The organism is Pseudomonas sp. Irchel 3F6, from assembly GCF_900187595.1.
GTDB lineage: Bacteria > Pseudomonadota > Gammaproteobacteria > Pseudomonadales > Pseudomonadaceae > Aquipseudomonas > Aquipseudomonas siliginis.
Genome location: NZ_FYDP01000004.1, coordinates 404,814 through 427,049 on the forward strand (window position 1 = coordinate 404,814; position 22,236 = coordinate 427,049).

Below are 22,236 nucleotides of genomic sequence, written 5' to 3' on the forward strand. Positions count from 1 at the left end.
CATTATTCACAGCAAAACGGACAATTTGATTCGCAAAGGCGACGGTAGAACCCTCTTATGGAACAGCAGTCCAGCGCCTTGAAGGTCATGGTGATCGACGACTCGAAAACGATTCGCCGCACCGCCGAAACATTGTTGAAGAATGTCGGTTGCGAAGTGATCACCGCCATCGACGGTTTCGATGCGCTGGCGAAGATTGCCGACCACCATCCCGGGATCATCTTTGTCGACATCATGATGCCGCGTCTGGACGGTTATCAGACCTGCGCCCTGATCAAGAACAACAGCGCCTTCAAGGCGACGCCGGTGATCATGCTGTCGTCCAGGGACGGTCTGTTCGACAAGGCCAAGGGGCGGATTGTCGGCTCTGATCAATTTCTGACCAAGCCGTTCAGCAAAGAAGAACTGCTCAACGCGATCCAGGCCCATGTTCCGGGCTTCGCCGCCGTTTTGCCGCAGTAAGACACGCACAGTGACGCTCGGCCAGCGGGCCGGCAGTCGACCAGAAAAATGGGGAAGACCATGGCACGTATCCTGATCGTCGATGATTCGCCGACTGAAATGTACAAACTCACCGGCATGCTCGAAAAGCACGGCCATGAAGTGCTCAAGGCCGAGAACGGCGCCGACGGCGTGGCCCTGGCCCGTCAGGAAAAACCTGACGCGGTACTGATGGACATCGTCATGCCCGGTCTCAACGGTTTTCAGGCGACCCGGCAGTTGACCAAGGATGCCGATACCAGCCACATCCCGGTGATCATCATCACCACCAAGGATCAGGAGACCGACAAGGTCTGGGGCACCCGCCAGGGCGCCAAGGATTACCTGACCAAACCGGTCGACGAAGACACCCTGATCAAGACCCTGAACAACGTACTCAACGGCTGATCGCGCGATCATGAACGAATCGCTGACCGCGTTCGAACTGCTCTGGCAGATCGACCAGCGCTGCCGCCTGCTGGCAGCGGACCTGCCGTCGCAAGCGGCGCGCCCGGATCGCTGGAGCGGCATCGGCTTTCGCCTCGGCGAACATTGGTATGTGGCGCCGATGGGCGAAGTCAGCGAAGTCCTGCATGAACCGCGCTTCACCCAGTTGCCCGGGGTCAAGCCGTGGGTCAAGGGTGTCGCCAATCTGCGCGGGCGGCTGCTGCCGATCATGGACCTGTGCGGCTTCTTCGGCCATGAGCTGTCGCCGCTGCGCAAACAACGGCGGGTATTGGTGGTGGAACATGAAGACGTGTTCGCCGGGGTAATGGTCGACGAAGTCATCGGCTTGCAGCATTTCGAACAGGGCAGTTTCGAGCCGCTGTCGATCAGCAAGCGCCAGGGCTCCAAGGCCGAATTCGTCAAAGGCTATTTCCGCCGTGAACAGAACTGGCGGGTGTTCAGCCTGTTCGCACTGGCCAGGTCTCCGGTGTTCATGGGTGTGGCTCTGTAGCACGAACAGCAGAACCCATGTGGACGCGGGCCATGTGGCGAGGGGTTTATCCCCGTTGGGTCGCGCAGCGGCCCCAAAAACTGCAATGCCTGACACCGTCAGCGCATGCGATATTTTTGCGACTGCTTCGCAGCCGAACGGGGATAAATCCCCTCGTCACAAGGCTCGCTCCCACAAGGGCCATGGCAGGTTTCATAGGCGAGGACCGATGACAAAAGCAAAAACAGGCAAGTCGGCGGAAGCATCGCGCAGTCGCGCACAGATCATCGTGCTGTTTATCGCACTGATCGTGTTCATCATGCTGCTGTTCGCCAACTTCGCGTACCTCAACACCCAGGCGAACTACGACAAGCAGTACATCGGCCATGCCGGCGAACTGCGCGTGCTTTCGCAACGCATTGCCAAGAACGCCACCGAAGCGGCGGCGGGCAAGGCTGCGGCGTTCAAACTGCTCAGTGATGCGCGCAACGATTTTGCCCAGCGCTGGGGCTACCTGAAGAAGGGTGACCCGAACACCGGCCTGCCACCGGCACCCGTCGCGGTGCGCCCGGAAATGCGCGCGGTGCAGATGGACTGGGAGCGCCTGTTGAAAAACACCGATGCGATCCTCAGCAGCGAACAGACCGTGCTGTCGCTGCATCAGGTCGCCGCAACGCTGGCCGAAACCGTACCGCAGTTGCAGATCGAGTACGAAAAAGTCGTGGAAATCCTGCTCCAGCGCGGCGCTCCGGCGGCGCAGGTGGCGATGGCGCAACGGCAGTCGCTGTTGGCTGAACGCATTCTTGGCGCGGTCAACACCGTGCTCGCCGGTGACGAAAACTCACAGCAGGCCGCCGACGCCTTTGGCCGCGATGCCGCGCGTTTCGGCCTGGTGCTCAACGGCATGTTGCAAGGCAACCCGGCGCTGAAAATCAGCCAGGTCGAAGACCGCGACGCCCGTGCGCGTTTGAGCGAAATTTCCGAGCTGTTCCAGTTCGTTTCCGGCTCCGTGGACGAAATCCTCGAAACCTCGCCTGAGCTGTTCAAGGTGCGCGAGTCGGCCAGCAACATCTTCACCCTGTCGCAAACCCTGCTCGACGAAGCCTCGCATCTGGCCACCGGGTTCGAGCATCTGGCCGGCGGGCGCAACACCGACACCATTGGCGGCTATGTGCTGGGCTTGCTGGCGCTGGCCTCGATCATCCTCATCGGTCTGGTCATGGTCCGCGAAACCAATCGCCAATTGCGTGAAACCGCCGAGAAGAACGAGCGCAACCAGAACGCGATCATGCGCCTGCTCGACGAAATCGAAGACCTCGCCGATGGCGACCTCACCGTGACCGCTTCGGTGACCGAAGACTTCACCGGCACCATCGCCGACTCGATCAACTATTCCGTCGACCAATTGCGTGATCTGGTGGCGACCATCAACCTCACCGCCGGCCAGGTTGCCGCCGCTGTGCAGGAAACCCAGGCCACCGCCATGCATCTGGCCCAGGCCTCTGAGCAACAGGCCCAGCAGATTTCCGAAGCCTCGACAGCCATCAGCGACATGGCCGAGTCCATCGATCAGGTCTCGGCCAACGCTGCCGAATCGTCGGCGGTGGCCGAGCGTTCCGTGGAAATCGCCAACAAAGGCAACGAGGTGGTGCACAACACCATCCACGGCATGGACAACATCCGCGAACAGATTCAGGACACCGCCAAGCGCATCAAACGCCTCGGCGAGTCGTCCCAGGAAATCGGCGACATCGTCAGCCTGATCGATGACATCGCCGACCAGACCAACATCCTCGCCCTCAACGCGGCGATCCAGGCGTCGATGGCCGGTGATGCCGGGCGCGGTTTTGCCGTGGTTGCCGACGAAGTGCAGCGCCTGGCCGAACGTTCGTCCGCCGCGACCCGGCAGATCGAAACCCTGGTGCGGGCGATTCAGGCCGACACCAACGAAGCGGTGATTTCCATGGAGCAGACCACCACCGAAGTGGTGCGCGGCGCGCGACTGGCGCAGGATGCCGGTGTGGCCCTGGAAGAAATCGAAGGCGTGTCCAAGACCCTCGCGGCGCTGATCCAGAGCATTTCCAACGCGGCGCAGCAGCAGACCTCTTCGGCCGGACAGATCTCGCTGACGATGAATGTGATCCAGCAGATCACCTCGCAAACTTCGTCGGGGTCCACGGCCACCGCCGAGAGCATCGGCAACCTGGCGAAAATGGCCAGTCAGTTGCGCCGTTCGGTGTCCGGTTTCACCTTGCCGGCGGCGACAGATAAAGCGTGAGTGGAGTGGTTATGGGTGATCGGCACGACTACGTGGCCCTGGAATGGGTCAAGGGCGAAATTGCCGAAACGCTGAAGCTGGCGCATCAGGCGATCGAGGCCGTGCTTGACGATCCGCAGGCCTTCCCCGGGCTGGACGAGTGCCTGGCCTACATTCATCAGGTCCACGGCAGCCTGCAAATGGTCGAGTTCTACGGCGCAGCGTTGCTTGCCGAAGAAATGGAGCATCTGGTCGAAGCCCTGCAACATCAACGCGTGCCACACCGCGACGAAGCCTTGCACCTGATGCTGCAAGCCTTGGGGCAACTGCCGCTTTACCTCGACCGCGTGCAGAGCGCCCGCCGCGACCTGCCGTTGGTGGTGTTGCCGCTGATCAACGACCTGCGCAGCGCCCGTGGTGAAAGCCTGCTGGCGGAAACCAGCCTGTTCAGCCCGCCACTGCCCGAGCTGGCGCCGCTCGGCGACGGGGCACTCGCCGCGCTGGAACCGCCCGATCTGCCGAACGTACTGCGCAAACTGCGGCAGATGCTGCAAATGGCTCTGGTCGGTCTGCTGCGCGAACAGGACGACCAGACGCACCTTGGCTATCTGGCCAAAGTCTTCAGCCGTCTCGAAGCACTGAGCGGCGATGCGCCGTTGAGCCCTTTGTGGCAAATCGCCTCGGCATTGGTCGAGGGCATGCGCGAGGGCGTCATCGCCAACAGTCCGGCGCTGCGCAGCCTGTTCAAGGACGCCGACCAAGAGCTCAAGCGCCTGCTCGAGCAGGGCATCGTCGGGCTCAATCAACCGGCGCCGGCCGAGCTGCTGAAAAGCCTGTTGTTCTATATTGCCAAAGCCGAACATCCCACCGGGCAGATGCTGACCATGAAAGATCACTACTCCCTGGACGACGCGTTGCCCGACAGCGCGATGGTCGATGAAGAACGCGCGCGCCTCGCCGGCCCCGACCGCGATGCCATGCGCTCGGTGCTGGCGGCGCTGTGCGAAGAGCTGGTGCGGGTCAAGGAGCGCCTCGATCTGTTCGTGCGCAGTGACCGCCAGCACGCTTCGGATCTGGACAGCCTGCTCGCGCCGCTGCGACAGATCGCCGACACCCTCGCGGTACTGGGTTTCGGCCAGCCGCGCAAAGTCATCATCGACCAACTGGCAGTGGTGCTCAGCCTCGCCCAAGGCCAGCGCGAACCGAACGACGCGATTCTCATGGACGTCGCCGGGGCCTTGCTCTACGTCGAAGCGACGCTGGCCGGCATGGTCGGCACGGTGGAGACGCAAAGCGCCGAAGACGCGCGCCTGCCGACCACCGACCTGACGCAGATCCATCAGATCGTAATCAAGGAAGCGCGCATCTGCCTGCAACAGGCCAAGGACATGATCGTCGATTACATCGACGCCGATTGGGACCGCCAGCATCTGCAACCGCTGCCCGAACTGCTGACGCAGGTGCGCGGCGCGCTGGCGATGATTCCGCTGGCCCGTGCGGCGAGTCTGGTCGAGGCCTGCAACGGTTTCATTCGCGAGCATTTGATGCTCGATGCCCACGAACCGGGCTGGGAACAACTCGATCATCTGGCCGATGTGATCAGCAGCCTCGAGTATTACCTCGAACGCCTTGGCGACGACCCGCAGGCGCCCGCCGAGCATCTGCTCGATGTCGCGCAAAACAGCCTCGCCAGCCTCGGCTTCTTCGCTAACGAGCAGCCCGGCGAAGCGCAAGTGCCGGTGCTTGATGAGGTACTCAGCCCCAGCGAAGCGCAGCTCATGCAGAATCTGCAAACCCTTGACGACCCTGACGTCGTGCAGTCGCTCGCCGAGGTGCTGGCCAGCCCGGTGTCGGCGCTCAACCCGCCGGCGCGCAACACCCCTGACAGCCTGATGCCGCCGCCGACCGATGAAGAACCGGTCGACGATGAACTGCGCGAAGTATTCCTCGAAGAGACCGACGAAGTCCTCGCGGTCCTCCACGAATACCTGCCGCGCTGGAGCGCCAATCCCCAGGACCGCGCCGCCCTGATTGAGCTGCGTCGGGCCTTCCATACCTTGAAGGGCAGCGGGCGCATGGTCCGCGCGTTGGTCCTTGGCGAACTGGCCTGGGCCGTGGAAAACCTGCTCAACCGCGTGCTCGAACAAAGCGTCGAGCCCGGCGCAGTGCTGCGCCAATTGCTCGGCGACACGCTGTTGCTGCTGCCCGAGCTGATCAACGAATTCGCCACCCAGCGTCAGCGCCAGCGCAACGATGTCGACCAACTCGCCGCCCGGGCCCACGCGTTGGCCAAAGGCGATGAACCGCTGGCTGCCGAAGACACCGACGACGTCGCCGCGCTCGATCCGCTGCTGCTGGAAATCTTCCGCAAAGAAGCCGAAACCCACCTCGCCAGCCTCAACCGTTTCCTCGATCAGGCCGCCGAACGGGTGCCGTTGCCGGCCAGCGACGAGCTGCAACGGGCGCTGCACACGCTCAAGGGCAGTGCCTCGATGGCCGGCGTATTGCCGATGGCCGAACTGGCGGCTTCGCTGGATCAACTGGCCCGCGAGTTCAAGGCGCACCAGTTGCCGCTGGATCTGGACGAGGTCGAACTACTGCTCGAAGCCGAGGGCTTGTTCCGCGTCGGCCTGCGTCAGCTCAAACACGATCCGCTGGCGCCGATTGTCGGTGCGCAGTCGCTGATCAAACGCACCGAGGCGCTGCTCGCCGAGCGCCTGCAAGCCAGCTCCGATGGCGCTGACAGCGGCCTGCGCCTCAAGCGCGATCCGCAACTGATCAACAACTTCCTCGCCCAGGGCATGGACATCCTCCTCGACGCCGAAAACCTCTTGCAGCGCTGGCAGCAACACCCCGGCGAGCGCCAGGAACTCAGCGCCTTGCTCGATGAACTGACCACCCTCGGCGAAGGCGCGCACCTTGCCGATCTGCTGGCGGTCGATGGCCTCTGCGAAGCTTTGCTCGACCTGTATGGCGCGGTGGAAGAAAGCAGCCTGGCGGTCAGTGAGCGGTTTTTCCACGAGGCGCAACTGGCCCACGAAGCGCTGATCAACATGCTCGACGAACTCGCTGCCGGCCAGGAAATCACCGCGCAACCGGAGCGGATTCGTGCCTTGCAGGAACTGCTCGACGAAGGCCTCGACCCGGCGGCGATGGGCCTGATCCGCAGCGACGGCAGCCGCACCCTGGACATTCGCGAACTGGGCAGCGCCACCGCGCAATTGCAGCAATCGGTTGCCGCCCTTGAGCCTGACGACGAGATCGTCGAAATCTTCCTTGAAGAGGCGGTGGACATTCTCGACAGCGCCGGGCAAGCCTTGCAGCGCTGGCGCAAGGATCCGGACAACGCCGCGCCGCTGTCGTCATTGCAGCGCGACTTGCACACGCTGAATGGCGGCGCGCGCATGGCCGAAGTCGAGGCCGTCGGCGACCTTGCCCAGGAGCTGGAAAACCTCTACGAAGGGCTGGTCGATCGGCGTTACAGCCACAGCGTCGTGCTCGAAGGTTTGCTCCAGCAAAGTCACGAGCGTTTGGCGCTGATGCTGGAGCAACTGCAAGCGCATCAAGCGCTGACCCCGGCGCAGGATCTGATCGACGCGATCCGTCAATTGCGTCAGGGCCAGGCCGCCAGCGAATCTGCCCCCGCAGCGGTCGAACACGACAACGCCGGGCATGACCCGGAACTGTTGGAAATCTTCCTCGAAGAAGGTTTCGACATCATCGAAAGCTCCGGCGCCGCGCTGTTGCGCTGGCAGGCCGAGCCGGGTAACCGTCAGGAGATTGAAACCCTGCTGCGCGATCTACACACCCTCAAGGGTGGCGCGCGGATGGTCGAAATCGGCCCGATCGGCGACCTCGCCCATGAGCTGGAATTTCTCTACGAAAGCCTCTCTAGCGGTGCGCTGCAACCGTCTGCCGAACTGTTCGCGCTGGTGCAGCGCGGCCATGACCGACTGGCGCAAATGCTCGATGGTGTGCGCGCCGGGCAACCGTGCCCGCCGGCCGATCGGCTGATCAATGCGATCCAGAATTTCAGTCACCCGGTGCAGGTTGAGGCGCCGCCGGCGCCGGTCGAGGCGCCGGTCGCGGCACCGGTGGCCAAGCCCGAGGCTGCGCCACCGGCCGCCGATGCTGGCGCGGACATGGTCAAGGTTTCGTCCGAACTGCTCGATGAGCTGGTCAATCTGGCCGGGGAAACCTCGATCTTCCGTGGGCGAATCGAGCAGCAGGTCAACGATGCGCAGATTGCCCTCAACGAGATGGAAACCACCATCGAGCGTATGCGTGATCAGTTGCGCCGCCTCGACACCGAAACCCAGGGGCGCATTCTCAGCCGCCAGCAAGTCGATGGCGAACGCCTCGGTTATGAAGACTTCGATCCGCTGGAAATGGATCGCCATTCGCAGTTGCAGCAATTGTCGCGGGCGCTGTTCGAATCCGCCTCGGACCTGCTCGACCTCAAGGAAACCCTCGACCGCCGCAATCACGACGCAGAAAACCTGTTGCAACAACAGGGTCGGATCAACACCGAGCTGCAGGAAGGCCTTATGCGTACGCGCATGGTGCCGTTCGAACGCATGGTGCCGCGTCTGAAACGCATCGTTCGTCAGGTCGCCGAAGAGCTGGGCAAGGATGTCGCTTTTGTCGTCGGCAATGCCGATGGCGAGATGGATCGCAATGTGCTGGAACGCATGGCCGCGCCGCTGGAACACATGCTGCGCAACGCCGTCGACCATGGCCTCGAACCCGCCGATGTGCGGCTGGCGGCAGGCAAACCGGCGCAAGGGCAGATCACCCTTGATCTGTCCCGCGAAGGCGGTGACATCGTTTTCGACATCCGCGACGACGGCGCCGGGGTGCCGCTGGAAGCCGTGCGGCGCAAGGCGATCAAACGCGGCTTGCTGGCGCCCGACGCCGAGATCAGCGACCGCGACGTGTTGCAGTTCATCCTTCAGCCGGGTTTCTCCACGGCGGAAAAAATCACCCAGATTTCCGGGCGTGGCGTCGGCATGGACGTGGTCCACGAAGAGGTGCGTCAGCTCGGCGGCAGCATGAGTATCGATTCGGTGCCGGGGCAGGGCGTGCATTTCCGCATTCGCCTGCCGTTCACCGTGTCGGTCAACCGCGCACTGATGGTGCAGTGCGGCGAGGATCAGTACGCGATTCCGCTGAACACCATCGAAGGCATCGTGCGCGTGTTGCCGAATGATCTGGAAGGGCATTTCCGTCACGATCCACCGAGCTATCAATACGGCGGCCAGCGGTATGAGCTGTGCTATCTCGGCGAGCTGTTGAAGACTGCGCCACGGCCAAAACTGCTCGGGCAGAACCTGCCGTTGCCGGTGCTGCTGGTGCATTGCAACGACCGCCACATTGCCGTGCTGGTCGACGCCATGGCCGGCACTCGCGAGATCGTGGTCAAGAGCCTCGGCCCGCAGTTCGCGGCGGTGCAGGGCGTGTCGGGGGCGACGATTCTCGGCGACGGCCGGGTGGTGCTGATTCTGGATCTGCTCGCACCGATCCGCGCGATGCAGGCGCGGCTGGCGCAGGAACCGACGCCCACGGAGATCGACAGCGAACCGCACAAGCCGTTGCTGATTATGGTCGTCGATGACTCGGTGACGGTGCGCAAGGTCACCAGCCGTTTGCTCGAGCGCCACGGCATGAACGTGCTGACCGCCAAGGACGGCGTCGATGCGATGCTGCTCCTCGAAGAACACACGCCCGACCTGATGCTGCTCGACATCGAAATGCCGCGCATGGACGGCTTCGAAGTCGCCACCCAGGTGCGCGCCGACGAACGCCTGCGCCACTTGCCAATCATCATGATCACCTCGCGCACCGGGCAGAAACACCGCGACCGCGCCATGGCCATCGGCGTCAACGACTACCTCGGCAAGCCGTATCAGGAATCGGTGTTGCTGGAGAGCATCGCCCAGTGGAGCAAGAAACATGCATGAGCACCGGCACAACCCGCGCACCAGCCAGCTCACCGGGCTGTTGCTGCCGCTGGCCGATCGCAACCTGATCCTGCCCAATGTCGCCATCGCCGAGCTGATCGACTACCAGGCCAGCGCCTTCGATCTCGACACGCCGCCGTGGTACCTGGGCCGGGTAACGTGGCGCGAGCGGCAGATTCCGCTGATCAGTTTCGAATCGGCCTGCGGGCAGAAAATCGTCATCGGCGAACGGGCGCGGATCGTCATCCTGAATGCGCTGGGCGGCTTGCCGCAGCTCAGATTCATCGCCCTGTTGGTGCAGGGGATTCCTCGGTCGTACAAGCTCGACAGTCAGTTGAGTTACGTGGATGTGCCGTTGTGTGCGCTGGAGCAGGCGGCGGTGCAGGTCGGCGAGCAGGTGGCGAAGGTGCCGGATTTGTTGGGGCTGGAGCAGTTACTGGTGGATGCGGGATTGGCCCGCTGATCCAAGGCTTTCGCTTGATCGTTGCCACGCGCTGCGTGGGAATGCAGCCCGGGACGCTCCGCGTCCCATCAAGAGCCGAACGCGGAGCGTCCGTGGAGGCATTCCCACGCAGAGCGTGGGAACGATCAAAAGCCCCTCACCCCAGCCCTCTCCCAAAGGGAGAGGGAGCCGACCGAGGTGTCTCGCGTCCTACGTCGACCTGAATGACCGAGTCGATTATGGATTCACTACAACGGGTTCAGGTCAGCGTCATTCCCAAGCATCCCTCAATCAGTCCCCTCTCCCTCCGGGAGAGGGCTAGGGTGAGGGTAGCTTTTGAACGTTACGCTCAGCGTAATGATTCACCACCCAGCTTGATTGATGCCCTCACCACACACGCCTAACTTGGCTCCACGACAGCGAACCCCGTGGAGTGAGCATGACAACAACAATTTCCCCCGACTCGCGCTGGACGCGGCGGCGTGACGAAAAGCAGCGCCGGCTCGACAAGGTGCGCGGGCTCGCCGATGGCGCGGTGTTGCCTAGCGACAAGATCGTCGCCGCGCTCGAAGCGCTGATCCACCCCGGCGACCGCGTGGTGCTGGAGGGCAACAACCAGAAGCAGGCGGATTTCCTCTCGCGTTCGCTGGCCAAGGCCGACCCGGCCAAGCTCCACGATCTGCACATGATCATGCCCAGCGTCGGCCGCTCCGAGCACCTTGATCTGTTCGAACGCGGCATCGCCCGCAAGCTCGATTTCTCCTTCGCCGGCACCCAGAGCCTGCGCATCAGCCAATTGCTCGAAGATGGCTTGCTCGAAGTCGGCGCCATTCACACGTACATCGAACTCTACGCCCGCCTCGTCGTGGACCTGATCCCCAACGTTGTGCTCTCGGCCGGCTTCATGGCCGACCGCGCTGGCAACATCTACACCGGCCCGAGCACCGAAGACACCCCCGCACTGATCGAACCGGCGGCGTTCAGCGACGGTATCGTTATCGTCCAGGTCAACCAATTGGTCGATGACGTCAGCGAGCTGCCTCGCGTAGACATCCCGGCGTCGTGGGTCGATTTCGTTGTGGTCGCCGACAAGCCGTTCTACATCGAACCGCTGTTCACCCGCGACCCACGCCACATCAAGCCTGTGCACGTGCTGATGGCGATGATGGCGATTCGCGGGATCTACGAAAAACACAATGTGCAGTCACTCAACCACGGCATCGGTTTCAACACCGCCGCCATCGAATTGATCCTGCCGACCTACGGCGAGTCCCTCGGTTTGAAAGGCAAGATCTGCCGCAACTGGACGCTCAACCCGCACCCGACGCTGATTCCGGCGATCGAAAGCGGCTGGGTCGAGAGCGTGCATTGCTTCGGCACCGAACTGGGCATGGAAAACTACATTGCCGCTCGGCCGGATGTGTTCTTCACTGGCCGCGACGGCTCGCTGCGCTCCAACCGTATGGTCTGCCAACTGGCCGGGCAATACGCGGTGGATCTGTTTATCGGCGCGACGTTGCAAGTCGACGGCGACGGCCATTCCTCGACGGTGACTCGGGGCCGTCTCGCCGGTTTCGGTGGTGCGCCAAACATGGGTCACGACCCGCGCGGCCGCCGTCACGGCACCCCGGCGTGGCTGGACATGCGCCACGCCGATGGGCCGCAACCGATGCTCGAACGCGGCAAGAAACTCGTGGTGCAAATGGTCGAGACCTTCCAGGAGGGCGGCAAACCGACCTTTGTCGAAACCCTCGACGCGGTGGAAGTGGCGAAGAAAAGCGGCATGCCGCTGGCGCCGATCATGATCTACGGCGACGACGTTACCCACCTGCTCACCGAAGAAGGCATCGCCTACCTGTACAAGGCGCGCTCGCTGGAAGAGCGCCAGGCGATGATCGCAGCGGTCGCCGGGGTTACCGCCATCGGCCTGCGGCACAACCCGAAAGACACCGAACGCATGCGCCGCGAAGGCCTGATCGCCTTGCCCGAAGACCTTGGCATCCGCCGCACCGACGCCACCCGCGAATTGCTCGCGGCGAAAAGCGTGGCCGATCTGGTCGAGTGGTCCGGCGGCCTGTACAACCCGCCCGCCAAATTCAGGAGCTGGTAATGCACGCATTCAACCTGCAAGCGAAACCGCTGTCCCTGGCTGACCGCTTGGCCGATCTGGCGGTGGACGCGCTGATCGACGAAGCCGATCTGTCGCCGAAACCGGCGCTGGTCGACCGTCGCGGCAATGGCGCACACACCGATCTGCACCTGGGCCTGATGCACGCGTCGGCGCTGGCATTGTGGCCGGCATTCAAGGAAATGGCCGAGGCGGCGCTGGAGATCGGCGAAGTCGGTGTGCCGTTGCGCGAAGCGATTGGCCGCATCGGTCGCGAGGGCGAACAGGCGATGCTCGCCACCACCAACGGCGTCAACACCCATCGCGGCGCGATCTGGGCATTGGGACTGTTGGTGACAGCCGCCGCGCTGCAACCGAAATCCATCGCCCTGTGCGCCGCACGCCTGGCACTGCTCGACGATCGCTACGCACCGACGCCGCTCAGCCACGGCGCACAAGTCGCCCAGCGTTACGGCGCACGCGGTGCTCGCGAGGAAGCGCAACTCGGCTTCCCGTCCGTGCTGCAACGCGGCCTGCCGCAACTGCATAAAAGCCGCGCCAACGGCCACGGCGAACAGAACGCCCGGCTCGATGCGTTGCTGGCGATCATGACCGAACTGGCTGACACCTGCGTGCTTTACCGCGCCGGGGAACCGGGCCTGCACGCCATGCAGGCCGGCGCGCAAGCGGTGCTTGATGCCGGCGGCAGCGCCAGCCTCAGCGGTCGTCGGCGCCTGCACGAACTCGATCAACAACTCATCGCATTGAATGCCTCGCCCGGTGGCGCCGCCGACCTGCTCGCCGCCACATTGCTGCTCGATCGCATCGAGCGCGCCGGCATTGTTCAGGGAGCGTTTTGATGGAAAACCTATCGTTTGAATTCCCCGCCGGGCAGCCGCCACGCGGGCGTGCGCTGGTCGGCTGTGTCGGCTCGGGGGATCTGGAAGTGCTGATCGAACCGGGTCTGGCCGGCAAACTGACGATCAACGTGCAGACCTCGGTCAACGGCGCGCAGCTGCGCTGGCAGCACCTGTTTGCGCGGATGTTCGACGGCACCACGCCGCCGGCGATGGCCATCGATATCCACGATTTCGGCGCGACACCGGGGGTAGTGCGCTTGCGTCTGGAACAGGGTTTCGAGGAGATCGGCCATGACTGACAGCGCAGCGCTGCTCAACAAACACAGTTTCGTCGAACTCGGCGCACGGCAGCGGGCGCAAGCCTTGCTCGACGCCGGGACCTTTCGCGAACTGCTCGATCCGTTTCAACGGGTCATGTCGCCGTGGCTCGAGCGCCAGGGCGTGGTGCCGCAGGCCGATGACGGGGTGGTGATCGCCAAGGGCAGTCTCGACGGTTTGCCGGTGGTCATCGCGGCGATTGAAGGTGCGTTTCAGGGCGGCAGCCTTGGCGAAGTCGGCGGGGCGAAGATTGCCGGTGCGCTGGAACTGGCCGCTGAAGACAACCGCAACGGCATCCCCACCCGCGCCGTATTGCTGCTGGAAACCGGCGGCGTGCGCTTGCAGGAAGCCAATCTAGGGCTGGCGGCGATTGCCGATATCCATGCGGCGATTGTCGATCTGCAGCAATACCAACCGGTGGTCGGCGTGGTCGCCGGCAGTGTCGGTTGCTTCGGCGGCATGTCGATCGCCGCAGCGCTGTGCAGTTATTTGCTGGTGACCCAGGAAGCACGTCTCGGCCTGAACGGCCCGCAGGTGATCGAACAGGAAGCCGGGATCGAGGAATACGACTCCCGCGACCGGCCCTTCATCTGGAGCCTGACCGGCGGCGAACAGCGTTTCAACACCGGACTGGTGGACCGTTATGTCGGCGATGACGTGGCGCAAATTCGTCAGCAGGTCGGTGAATTGCTCCAGCAAGGCCTGCCGGCACAGCCGCGCAGTCAGCGCGCCGAGTGGTTCCTGCAACGCTTGGCGAGCCTGGACACGAACGAGCAAATCGAGCCTTCGGTGGTTCGCGATCTGTATCAAGGAGAGCGCTCATGAGCGGTTATTCATTGCGCGGTTTGCACTGGTTCAATGCGCTCAGCGCTGGCGCCAGTGTCGTCGAAGGTTTGCCGCCGTCGTTGAAAGTCGCCGACGCTGAGCTCGGCCGCTTTATCGCGGTGGTCGCCGACCCGGACAATCGTTTTTCCCGCGCCCGCAATGGCGAGGTCGGTCTGCTCGAAGGCTGGGGTCTGGCCAAGGCTGTGGATGACGCGATCAGCGCCGATCGCGACAACGCGAAGAAGCGCCCGATCATCGCCATCGTCGATGTGCCGAGCCAGGCGTATGGCCGGCGCGAAGAAGCCCTCGGCATTCATCAGGCGCTGGCCGGCGCGGCGGACAGTTATGCTCGTGCGCGATTGGCCGGGCATCCGGTGATTGCGCTGCTGGTGGGCAAGGCCATGTCGGGTGCGTTTCTCGCCCACGGTTATCAGGCCAATCGCCTGATTGCTTTGCGCGATCCCGGCGTGATGGTCCACGCGATGGGCAAGGCCTCGGCGGCGCGGGTGACATTGCGCAGTGTTGAAGAACTGGAAGCGCTGGCCTCGAGCGTGCCGCCGATGGCCTACGACATCGACAGCTACGCCAGCCTCGGCCTGCTCTGGGAAACCCTCTCGGTGCAGCAGATCGAACAACCGACGGCGGAAGATCTGACGCGCGTGAGTGAGTGCCTCAAGCAAGCGATCAACGACGTGGCCAGCAGTGATTTGAAAGGGCGCCTTGGTGCGAGTAATCGTGCCGCCTCCAGCCGCGTCCGCGAACTGCTGAGGGCGCAGTGGTGAACCTGCCCCTGGCCCACGATCTGCTCTGGGGCATGACCCCGGCGCAGTTGCCGGCGGATGCGCCGGCGTGGGCGATCGTGGCGCTGGCGGCCGGGCAACCGGTGGTGGTGCGGCGGGCGTTGAGTGCTGCCGGTTTTGTCGCGGTGGGTGTGCGCGGCGTTTCGCGTGAGCAGCGCTTGGCGGCGTTCATGCCGGTTGATTCAATTACGCGGCGCGTCAGTCCTGAAACGCTATGCCACCTTGATAGCCCGCGTGATTTGCCGGTGATGCAGGCGCTGAAACAGCTGCGACCGCTGCTCGACGATGGCGGTTGGGTCTGGGGTGTCAGCGGCAGTGTCGGGTTTGAATTGGCCAGTGGTTTCAGAGCAATGCATGCGGCCAGTGATCTCGATCTGATTCTGCGTGCGCCGCAGATGATCGGCCGTGATCAGGCGCGCGAACTGGTCGCGCTTTTTGATCAAACTGCGTGCCGGGTCGACATGCAATTGCAGACGCCGTTCGGCGCTGTGGCGTTGCGGGAATGGGCCAGCGGTTCGTCCCGAGTGCTGCTGAAAAATGCTTATCGGGCCTGTCTGGTGACGGATCCGTGGAACCCGCAGGAGCAGGCAGCGTGAGCAGCCTGTTGGTGTTTCCCGGCCAGGGCGCGCAGCAAGCGGGCATGCTCCAGCGTTTGCCAAGGGAAACGCTGGTCGAGGCCAGTAATGTGCTCGGCGAGGATGTCTTGCTGCTGGATTGTGCCGAGGCATTGCGCACGACACGAGCGGTTCAGCTGTGCCTGCTGATCGCCGGTGTCGCTGCTTCGCGGCAGTTATTGCAGGATGAACTGAGCGCGGATTACGTCGCCGGCCTCTCCATCGGCGCCTACCCGGCGGCGGTGGTGGCGGGGGCCTTGAGTTTCAGCGATGCGCTGCATCTGGTCAGCCTGCGTGGTGAGCTGATGCAACAGGCTTATCCACAGGGCTACGGCATGACCGCGATCATCGGCTTGCAGTTATCCACCGTCGAAACGCTGCTGGCGCAAGTGCACAGCGAAGATGCGCCGGTGTATCTGGCCAACATCAACGCGGATAACCAAGTGGTCGTCGCCGGCAGCGACAAGGCCATGCAAGCGGTGGCCGAACTGGCGCGCAGTCGCGGCGCCGGAGTGGCGAAACGGCTGGCGGTGAGCGTGCCGTCGCACTGCCCGTTGCTGGAAAAACCGGCGCAGGAGCTCGCCGAGGCCTTCGCCAGGGTCGAACTTAAAACGCCACGGATCGGCTATCTAAGCGGCAGCCGCGCCCGCCCTGTGAGCAAAGTCGAAGCGCTGCGTGACGACCTCGCTTTCAACATGTGCCGCGTGGTGGACTGGCGCGGCACCGTGCAAAGCGCCTACGAGCGCGGCGTACGTCTACAGATCGAACTGCCGCCCGGTGCGGTGCTGACCGGGCTGGCGCGCCGGGTGTTCGAGCAGGGCACCGTCACTGCCTTCGACAGTGCCCGCCTCGATACCCTGCAAGCGCTGTTGCGCGAGGAGGGTGGCCGCCAACTCTAAAACCGCCGCGACTCAAGCTTCGAACAACAAAAACAACATTCGACGATGCACTTTGAGGACTACAACAATGATTATTTACGGTGTGGCATTTCTCGCCTTTTGCACGCTGGTCGGTATCTGGGTCGGTGAATTGCTCGGCAAGCTGATCGGCGTGCCGGCCAATGTCGGCGGTGTCGGTATTGCGATGCTGCTGTTGATCGGCCTGGGCAGCTATCTCTACAAGAGCGGCTGGCTCAAGGGCAAGACCGAGCAGGGCGTGGAGTTCTGGAGCGCGATCTACATCCCCATCGTGGTCGCCATGGCCGCACAGCAGAATGTCTACGGTGCGCTGAAGGGCGGCCCGATGGCGATTCTTGCCGGCACCCTCGCCGTAGTGATCGCTTTTGCCTTGGTGCCGGTGCTGACGCGCATGGGCAACAAGCAAGAGACGCCGATTGCTCCTGCCAAGACTGCGGGGTAATCGCCATGTACGAATCAATGATGAAAGTGATCACCGGCTACGGTCTGATCAGCGGCTTTTTGATTGTCGGCCTGACCATGTGGGTGTCCTACTGGATGTCCAACACCTTCACCAAGGGCCGTCTGCACGGTTCGGCGATCGCCATTCTGCTCGGGCTGGTGCTGTCGTATATCGGCGGCGCACTGACCGGTGGGCAAAAAGGCGTGGTGGATATTCCGCTGCTGTCCGGCATCGGCCTGCTCGGCGGTGCGATGCTGCGGGATTTCGCGATTGTGGCGACGGCGTTTGGCGTCAGTGTCGATGAGCTCAAACGCGCCGGATTCGTCGGTGTGCTGGCGCTGTTTGTCGGCGTTGGCACCTCGTTCGTCGCCGGCGTCGGCGTGGCGATGGCGTTCGGCTACACCGATGCGGTGAGCCTGACCACCATTGGCGCCGGTGCCGTGACTTATATCGTTGGCCCGGTGACCGGTGCGGCGATTGGTGCCAGCTCCGAGGTGATGGCTCTGTCGATTGCGGCGGGGCTGATCAAGGCGATTCTGGTGATGGTGATGACACCCTTCGTGGCGCCGATGATCGGCCTGAACAACCCGCGCAGTGCGGTAATTTTCGGTGGCTTGATGGGCACCTCCAGCGGCGTTGCCGGAGGCCTGGCGGCCACCGATCCGAAGCTGGTGCCGTACGGTTGCCTGACGGCGGCGTTCTACACCGCGCTCGGGTGTCTGCTTGGGCCTTCGCTGTTGTTTCTGGCGATGCGCGGGTTGATGGGTTAGTCAATTTAAGCTGCCCTCACCCTAACCCTCTCCCGGAGGGAGAGGGGACTGACCGAGTTGTTCTGGCGTTATACATCGACCTGAAATTTCTAAGTCGAACTCAGGTTCTGAAAAAGCCCCCGATCTGCTCCCTTTCCCCCTCTACCCCTTGGGGGAGAGGGCTGGGGTGAGGGGGTAGCTCTTGATTTTGATCTTGATCTAAACCCCAGCCTGCCGATTGGCATACATCCGACACTCTGCCAGCAACGCCAGCAAATTCGGGTCACGCTCCTTGGCCTTCAGAAACACCACGCCAATGTGCTGCTGCAACCGGTACTTCTCCTGCAACGGAATCAGCTTCACCCGATTCTCGTACACCGCCGCAATCCGCCCCGGCAACAAGGCGTACCCCACCCCCGAGCTGACCATGCTCAGCAGGGTGAAGATGTCATTGACTTGCATCGCCACCTTCGGTTCGAACCCCGCTTGCTTGAATACCCGCACACCATCCTGATGCGTGGCGAAGCCCTGGGTCAGGGTGATGAAGGTTTCATCACGCACTTCCGCCAGATCGACTTCACTGCGCTGAGCGAATTTTGAATCCGCCGGGGTGGCGAGGAAGATGTCGTCGGAGAACAGCGCAATCTGTTCGCAATCGGGGTCGTTGATGCTGTCGTCCAGCGACACCAGAATCGCGTCGACTTCCATGTTTTTCAGCTTGTAGAGCAGGTCGATGTTCGAGCCGAGGATCAGGTCGATGTTGAGTTCGCTGCGGCGGATTTTCAGGCCCATGATCAGCTGCGGCACGGTTTTCACCGTCAGCGAATACAGCGAGCCGAGCTTGAAGCGCTCGGCGGAGAAACCGGCGGCTTCGCGGGTCAGGCGCACGCTGTCGACGACGTCGTTGATCAGCTTCTGCGCACGTTCTTCCAGCACATAAGCGCTTTCCAGCGGCGTCAGGTTGCGCCCTTCGTGTTTGAACAGCGGGCAGCGCAGAGCATTTTCCAAAGAGTGAATGGCGCGGTGCACGCTGACGTTGCTGGTCTGCAGTTCGGCGGCGGCGCGGGCGAGGTTGCCGGTGCGCATGAAGGCGAGGAACACCTCGAGTTTTTTCAGGGTCAATTCTTCGTCGATCAGCATGGCGCGGACTCTTTTTGGTATCGGCCGATTGTGCCCAATTCCTGCGGGCCGCGCAGGCGAGGTTGAACAGAAACATTGCGCTTTTACGCTCAAGGCCCGAGCCTTGCGCGCTGCGGTAACGAATGTGAGGTGAGCAATACATGTATCACGGGGAAAAACTCAACGCCTGGACCCATCTGGTCGGAGCCATCGCCGCGTTTATCGGCGGCGTATGGATGCTGGTGATTGCCAGCCTCGACGGCAGTCCGTGGAAGATCGTCAGCGTGGCGATCTACGCCTTCACTTTGCTGGTGCTCTACAGCGCCTCGACCGTGTATCACAGCGTGCGCGGGCGCAAGAAAGCGATCATGAAGAAGGTCGATCATTTCTCGATCTACCTGCTGATCGCCGGCAGCTACACGCCGTTCTGCCTGGTGACGTTACGCGGGCCTTGGGGCTGGACGCTGTTCGGGATTGTCTGGGGGCTGGCGCTGATCGGCATCCTGCAAGAGATCAAACCACGCTCAGAGGCACGGATTCTGTCGATCGTGATTTACGCGGTGATGGGCTGGATCGTGCTGGTCGCGGTCAAACCGCTGATTGCCGCACTGGGCACAGCCGGGTTTGCCTGGCTGGCATCGGGCGGGGTTTTGTATACGGTGGGGATTATCTTCTTTGCCCTGGATCACCGCCTGCGGCATGCCCATGGCATCTGGCATCTGTTTGTGATCGCGGGAAGTCTGCTGCACTTTGTGGCGATTCTGTTTTATGTCCTGTAAATGCAATCCCTGTGGGAGCGAGCCTGCTCGCGAAGGCGTCAGGTCAGCCAACACCTTCGTTGAATGAAACACCGCTTTCGCGAGCAGGCTCGCTCCCACAATAAATCTTCAGTGAACTCTGGTTTTGTGAACACCCTAGATCCAATGTGGGAGCGAGCCTGCTCGCGAAGGGGCCTTAGAAGTCACCCCACAGTTGCTGGGCCACCGCCAACGCCACCACCGGCGCGGTCTCGGTGCGCAACACGCGCGGGCCGAGGCGGGCGGCGTGGAAGCCATTGCCTTTGGCCTGCTCGACTTCGCCATCCGTCAACCCACCTTCCGGTCCGATCAGAAACGCCAGCGTCGCCGGTTTGGCATGGCTGACCAGCGGTTCTGCGACCGGATGCAGCACCAGTTTCAATTCGGCTTCGGTCTGCTTGAGCCAGTCCGCCAGCAACACTGGCGGATGAATCACCGGCACCCGTGAACGCCCGCACTGTTCGCAGGCGCTGATCGCCACCTGGCGCCAATGCAGCAAGCGCTTGTCGGCGCGTTCGTCCTTGAGCCGCACTTCGCAGCGTTCGCTGAAGATCGGGGTGATTTGCGTCACGCCCAGCTCAGTGGCTTTCTGAATCGCCCAGTCCATGCGCTCGCCCCGGGACAGGCCCTGGCCGAGGTGGATCTGTAGCGGCGATTCGATTTGCCCGGCGAATTGCTCGTCGATCTGCACGACCACGCGCTTCTTGCCGACGTCCACCAAGGACCCGCGAAATTCATGGCCGGAACCGTCGAACAACTGCACCGCATCGCCCTCGACCATGCGCAACACGCGGCTGATGTAATGCGCCTGGGCCTCCGGCAGTTCGTGTTCGCCAGTGCTCAGCGGGGCGTCGATAAAGAAGCGGGACAGTCTCATGCGGGGTCTCTGTAAAAAGTGTAAAAGTCTGGCGGCCCTATCGCTGGCAAGCCAGCTCCCACAAGGACTTGCGCAGGACCTGTGGGAGCTGGCTTGCCAGCGATGACGGTAGTCCGTTCACCGCTGAAGCTTAAGTGAAATAGATCAGCCCGGATCGCGGAAGCCGGGATGGAAGTCTTTCGGCACCGCAACACTGACGCTGTCACGCGTAGCAATATCAATACCTTCACTGGCCACTTCGGCGAGGAAGTCGATCTGCTCCGGGGTGATCACATACGGCGGCAGGAAATACACCACGCTGCCCAGCGGGCGCAACAACGCGCCACGCTCCAGCGCATGCTGGAAGACCTTCAAACCGCGACGCTCCTGCCAAGGGTAGGCCTCTTTGGTGGCTTTATCCTTGACCATCTCGATGGCCAGGACCATGCCGGTCTGGCGCACTTCGGAGACGTTGGGGTGATCGACCAGATGCGCGGTCGCCGAGGCCATGCGCTGTGCCAAGGCTTTGTTGTTCTCGATGACGTTGTCCTGCTCGAAGATATCCAGGGTCGCCAATGCCGCCGCGCAGGCCAGCGGGTTGCCGGTGTAGCTGTGCGAGTGGAGGAAGGCGCGCAGGGTCGGGTAGTCGTCGTAGAAGGCGCTGTAGACCTCGTCGGTGGTCAGGCACGCGGCCAGCGGCAGGTAGCCGCCGGTGAGGGCTTTGGACAGGCAGAGGAAGTCCGGGCGGATGCCGGCCTGTTCGCAGGCGAACATCGTTCCGGTGCGGCCGAAGCCGACGGCGATTTCGTCGTGGATCAGGTGCACGCCGTAACGGTCGCAGGCCTCGCGCAACAGCTTGAGGTACACCGGGTGATACATGCGCATGCCGCCCGCGCCCTGAATCAACGGCTCGACGATCACTGCCGCGACGCTGTCATGATTCTCTGCCAGCGTCTGTTCCATGGCCGCGAACATATTGCGTGAGTGTTCTTCCCAGCTCATGCCGTCGGGCCGGCCGTAGCAATCCGGGCTCGGCACTTTGATGGTGTCCATCAGCAGCGCTTTGTAGGTCTCGGTGAACAGCGGCACATCGCCGACCGCCATCGCCGCCATGGTCTCGCCGTGGTAGCTGTTGGTCAGGGTGACGAAGCGCTTCTTGTTCGGCTGGCCGCGATTGAGCCAGTAGTGAAAGCTCATCTTCAGCGCGACTTCGATGCAGGACGAGCCGTTATCGGCGTAGAACACCCGGTTCAGGCCTTGCGGGGTCATCTTCACCAGGCGCTCGGACAGCTCGATCACCGGCTGGTGGCTGAAACCGGCAAGGATCACGTGTTCGAGTTGATCGACCTGATCCTTGATGCGCTGGTTGATGCGCGGGTTGGCGTGGCCGAACACGTTGACCCACCAGGAACTGACTGCGTCGAGGTAGCGCTTGCCTTCGAAGTCTTCGAGCCAGACGCCTTCGCCGCGCTTGATCGGGATCAGCGGCAGCTGTTCGTGGTCTTTCATCTGGGTGCAGGGATGCCACAACACCGCGAGATCGCGTTGCATCCACTGGTTATTCAGGCCCATTTACAGTCTCCTCGAGGCGGCTCGCGTCAGGCGCGGGCGAACAATCGCGCAAGCCTATGCAATGCATCGCGCGGGAACAACCCATTGTGTCGATTGAGCTACTTTGTCTGAGCCGATAGACGTCGCTGGCGGCGTTTTGATGGCTAACGTATTCTTCGCGGTTCTTTGAGTCGTCTGACTCGCA

General features: G+C 62.7%; 19 protein-coding genes. 16 read left to right on the top strand and 3 right to left on the bottom strand.

Going from position 1 to position 22,236, the window contains the following annotated elements; genetic code table 11:
- The first annotated feature begins 57 nt into the window (after positions 1 to 57).
- From pilG to madM, 15 genes are all read left to right on the top strand, one after another.
- Complete coding sequence (gene pilG / locus CKW30_RS16405; RefSeq protein ID WP_016772743.1) at positions 58 to 462, top strand: twitching motility response regulator PilG; 405 nt, start codon at positions 58 to 60, stop codon at positions 460 to 462.
- Positions 463 to 522: 60 nt separating this feature from the next.
- Complete coding sequence (gene pilH / locus CKW30_RS16410; RefSeq protein ID WP_038359614.1) at positions 523 to 888, top strand: twitching motility response regulator PilH; 366 nt, start codon at positions 523 to 525, stop codon at positions 886 to 888.
- Positions 889 to 898: 10 nt separating this feature from the next.
- Entirely contained in the window at positions 899 to 1,438 is a 540-nt protein-coding gene (locus CKW30_RS16415; protein WP_016772745.1) for a chemotaxis protein CheW, read from the top strand.
- A gap of 208 nt (positions 1,439 to 1,646) precedes the next feature.
- On the top strand, positions 1,647 to 3,695 hold the full coding sequence (locus tag CKW30_RS16420) for a methyl-accepting chemotaxis protein (protein WP_041476807.1): 2,049 nt from the start codon (positions 1,647 to 1,649) through the stop codon (positions 3,693 to 3,695).
- A gap of 11 nt (positions 3,696 to 3,706) precedes the next feature.
- Positions 3,707 to 9,634, top strand: coding sequence for an Hpt domain-containing protein (locus tag CKW30_RS16425; RefSeq protein ID WP_095181338.1), 5,928 nt, complete (start codon positions 3,707 to 3,709; stop codon positions 9,632 to 9,634).
- A complete protein-coding gene (locus CKW30_RS16430) occupies positions 9,627 to 10,097 on the top strand; it encodes a chemotaxis protein CheW (RefSeq protein ID WP_056786406.1) in 471 nt (156 codons plus the stop codon). The genes CKW30_RS16425 and CKW30_RS16430 overlap by 8 nt, the downstream gene beginning before the upstream one ends.
- A 418-nt stretch (positions 10,098 to 10,515) precedes the next feature.
- Positions 10,516 to 12,186 (top strand): malonate decarboxylase subunit alpha, encoded by a 1,671-nt coding sequence (mdcA, locus tag CKW30_RS16435; RefSeq protein WP_016772750.1) that lies wholly within the window; start codon positions 10,516 to 10,518, stop codon positions 12,184 to 12,186.
- On the top strand, positions 12,186 to 13,043 hold the full coding sequence (locus CKW30_RS16440) for a triphosphoribosyl-dephospho-CoA synthase (RefSeq protein WP_095181339.1): 858 nt from the start codon (positions 12,186 to 12,188) through the stop codon (positions 13,041 to 13,043). The genes mdcA and CKW30_RS16440 overlap by 1 nt, the downstream gene beginning before the upstream one ends.
- On the top strand, positions 13,043 to 13,342 hold the full coding sequence (locus CKW30_RS16445; RefSeq protein ID WP_041476801.1) for a malonate decarboxylase subunit delta: 300 nt from the start codon (positions 13,043 to 13,045) through the stop codon (positions 13,340 to 13,342). Before CKW30_RS16440 ends, CKW30_RS16445 begins: the two co-directional genes overlap by 1 nt.
- Positions 13,335 to 14,186 carry a biotin-independent malonate decarboxylase subunit beta gene (locus CKW30_RS16450; protein WP_095181340.1) on the top strand — a complete coding sequence of 284 codons (852 nt, stop codon included), beginning with the start codon at positions 13,335 to 13,337 and terminating at the stop codon, positions 14,184 to 14,186. Before CKW30_RS16445 ends, CKW30_RS16450 begins: the two co-directional genes overlap by 8 nt.
- Positions 14,183 to 14,968 (top strand): biotin-independent malonate decarboxylase subunit gamma, encoded by a 786-nt coding sequence (gene mdcE / locus CKW30_RS16455; protein ID WP_095181341.1) that lies wholly within the window; start codon positions 14,183 to 14,185, stop codon positions 14,966 to 14,968. The genes CKW30_RS16450 and mdcE overlap by 4 nt, the downstream gene beginning before the upstream one ends.
- Positions 14,962 to 15,582, top strand: a complete 621-nt coding sequence (locus CKW30_RS16460) for a malonate decarboxylase holo-ACP synthase (RefSeq protein ID WP_095181342.1) — start codon at positions 14,962 to 14,964, stop codon at positions 15,580 to 15,582. The genes mdcE and CKW30_RS16460 overlap by 7 nt, the downstream gene beginning before the upstream one ends.
- Positions 15,579 to 16,499, top strand: coding sequence for a malonate decarboxylase subunit epsilon (gene mdcH, locus CKW30_RS16465; protein ID WP_095181343.1), 921 nt, complete (start codon positions 15,579 to 15,581; stop codon positions 16,497 to 16,499). The genes CKW30_RS16460 and mdcH overlap by 4 nt, the downstream gene beginning before the upstream one ends.
- Before the next feature lie 67 nt (positions 16,500 to 16,566).
- Complete coding sequence (madL, locus tag CKW30_RS16470; protein WP_016772756.1) at positions 16,567 to 16,959, top strand: malonate transporter subunit MadL; 393 nt, start codon at positions 16,567 to 16,569, stop codon at positions 16,957 to 16,959.
- A gap of 5 nt (positions 16,960 to 16,964) precedes the next feature.
- Complete coding sequence (gene madM, locus CKW30_RS16475; protein WP_041476796.1) at positions 16,965 to 17,729, top strand: malonate transporter subunit MadM; 765 nt, start codon at positions 16,965 to 16,967, stop codon at positions 17,727 to 17,729.
- A 198-nt stretch (positions 17,730 to 17,927) separates the two neighbouring features.
- Here madM and CKW30_RS16480 read toward each other — a convergent pair whose 3' ends face one another.
- Positions 17,928 to 18,848 carry a LysR substrate-binding domain-containing protein gene (locus CKW30_RS16480; RefSeq protein ID WP_056786436.1) on the bottom strand — a complete coding sequence of 307 codons (921 nt, stop codon included), beginning with the start codon at positions 18,846 to 18,848 and terminating at the stop codon, positions 17,928 to 17,930.
- 140 nt (positions 18,849 to 18,988) lie between these two features.
- Between CKW30_RS16480 and CKW30_RS16485 the strand changes: the two genes are divergently transcribed.
- Complete coding sequence (locus CKW30_RS16485; protein ID WP_039757573.1) at positions 18,989 to 19,606, top strand: hemolysin III family protein; 618 nt, start codon at positions 18,989 to 18,991, stop codon at positions 19,604 to 19,606.
- A 175-nt stretch (positions 19,607 to 19,781) separates the two neighbouring features.
- On the opposite strand, the gene CKW30_RS16495 is transcribed toward CKW30_RS16485, so the two are convergent.
- Complete coding sequence (locus CKW30_RS16495; protein ID WP_095181344.1) at positions 19,782 to 20,501, bottom strand: 16S rRNA (uracil(1498)-N(3))-methyltransferase; 720 nt, start codon at positions 20,499 to 20,501, stop codon at positions 19,782 to 19,784.
- Between the two features lie 144 nt (positions 20,502 to 20,645).
- Entirely contained in the window at positions 20,646 to 22,052 is a 1,407-nt protein-coding gene (locus tag CKW30_RS16500; RefSeq protein ID WP_095181345.1) for an adenosylmethionine--8-amino-7-oxononanoate transaminase, read from the bottom strand.
- Positions 22,053 to 22,236 lie beyond the last annotated feature (184 nt).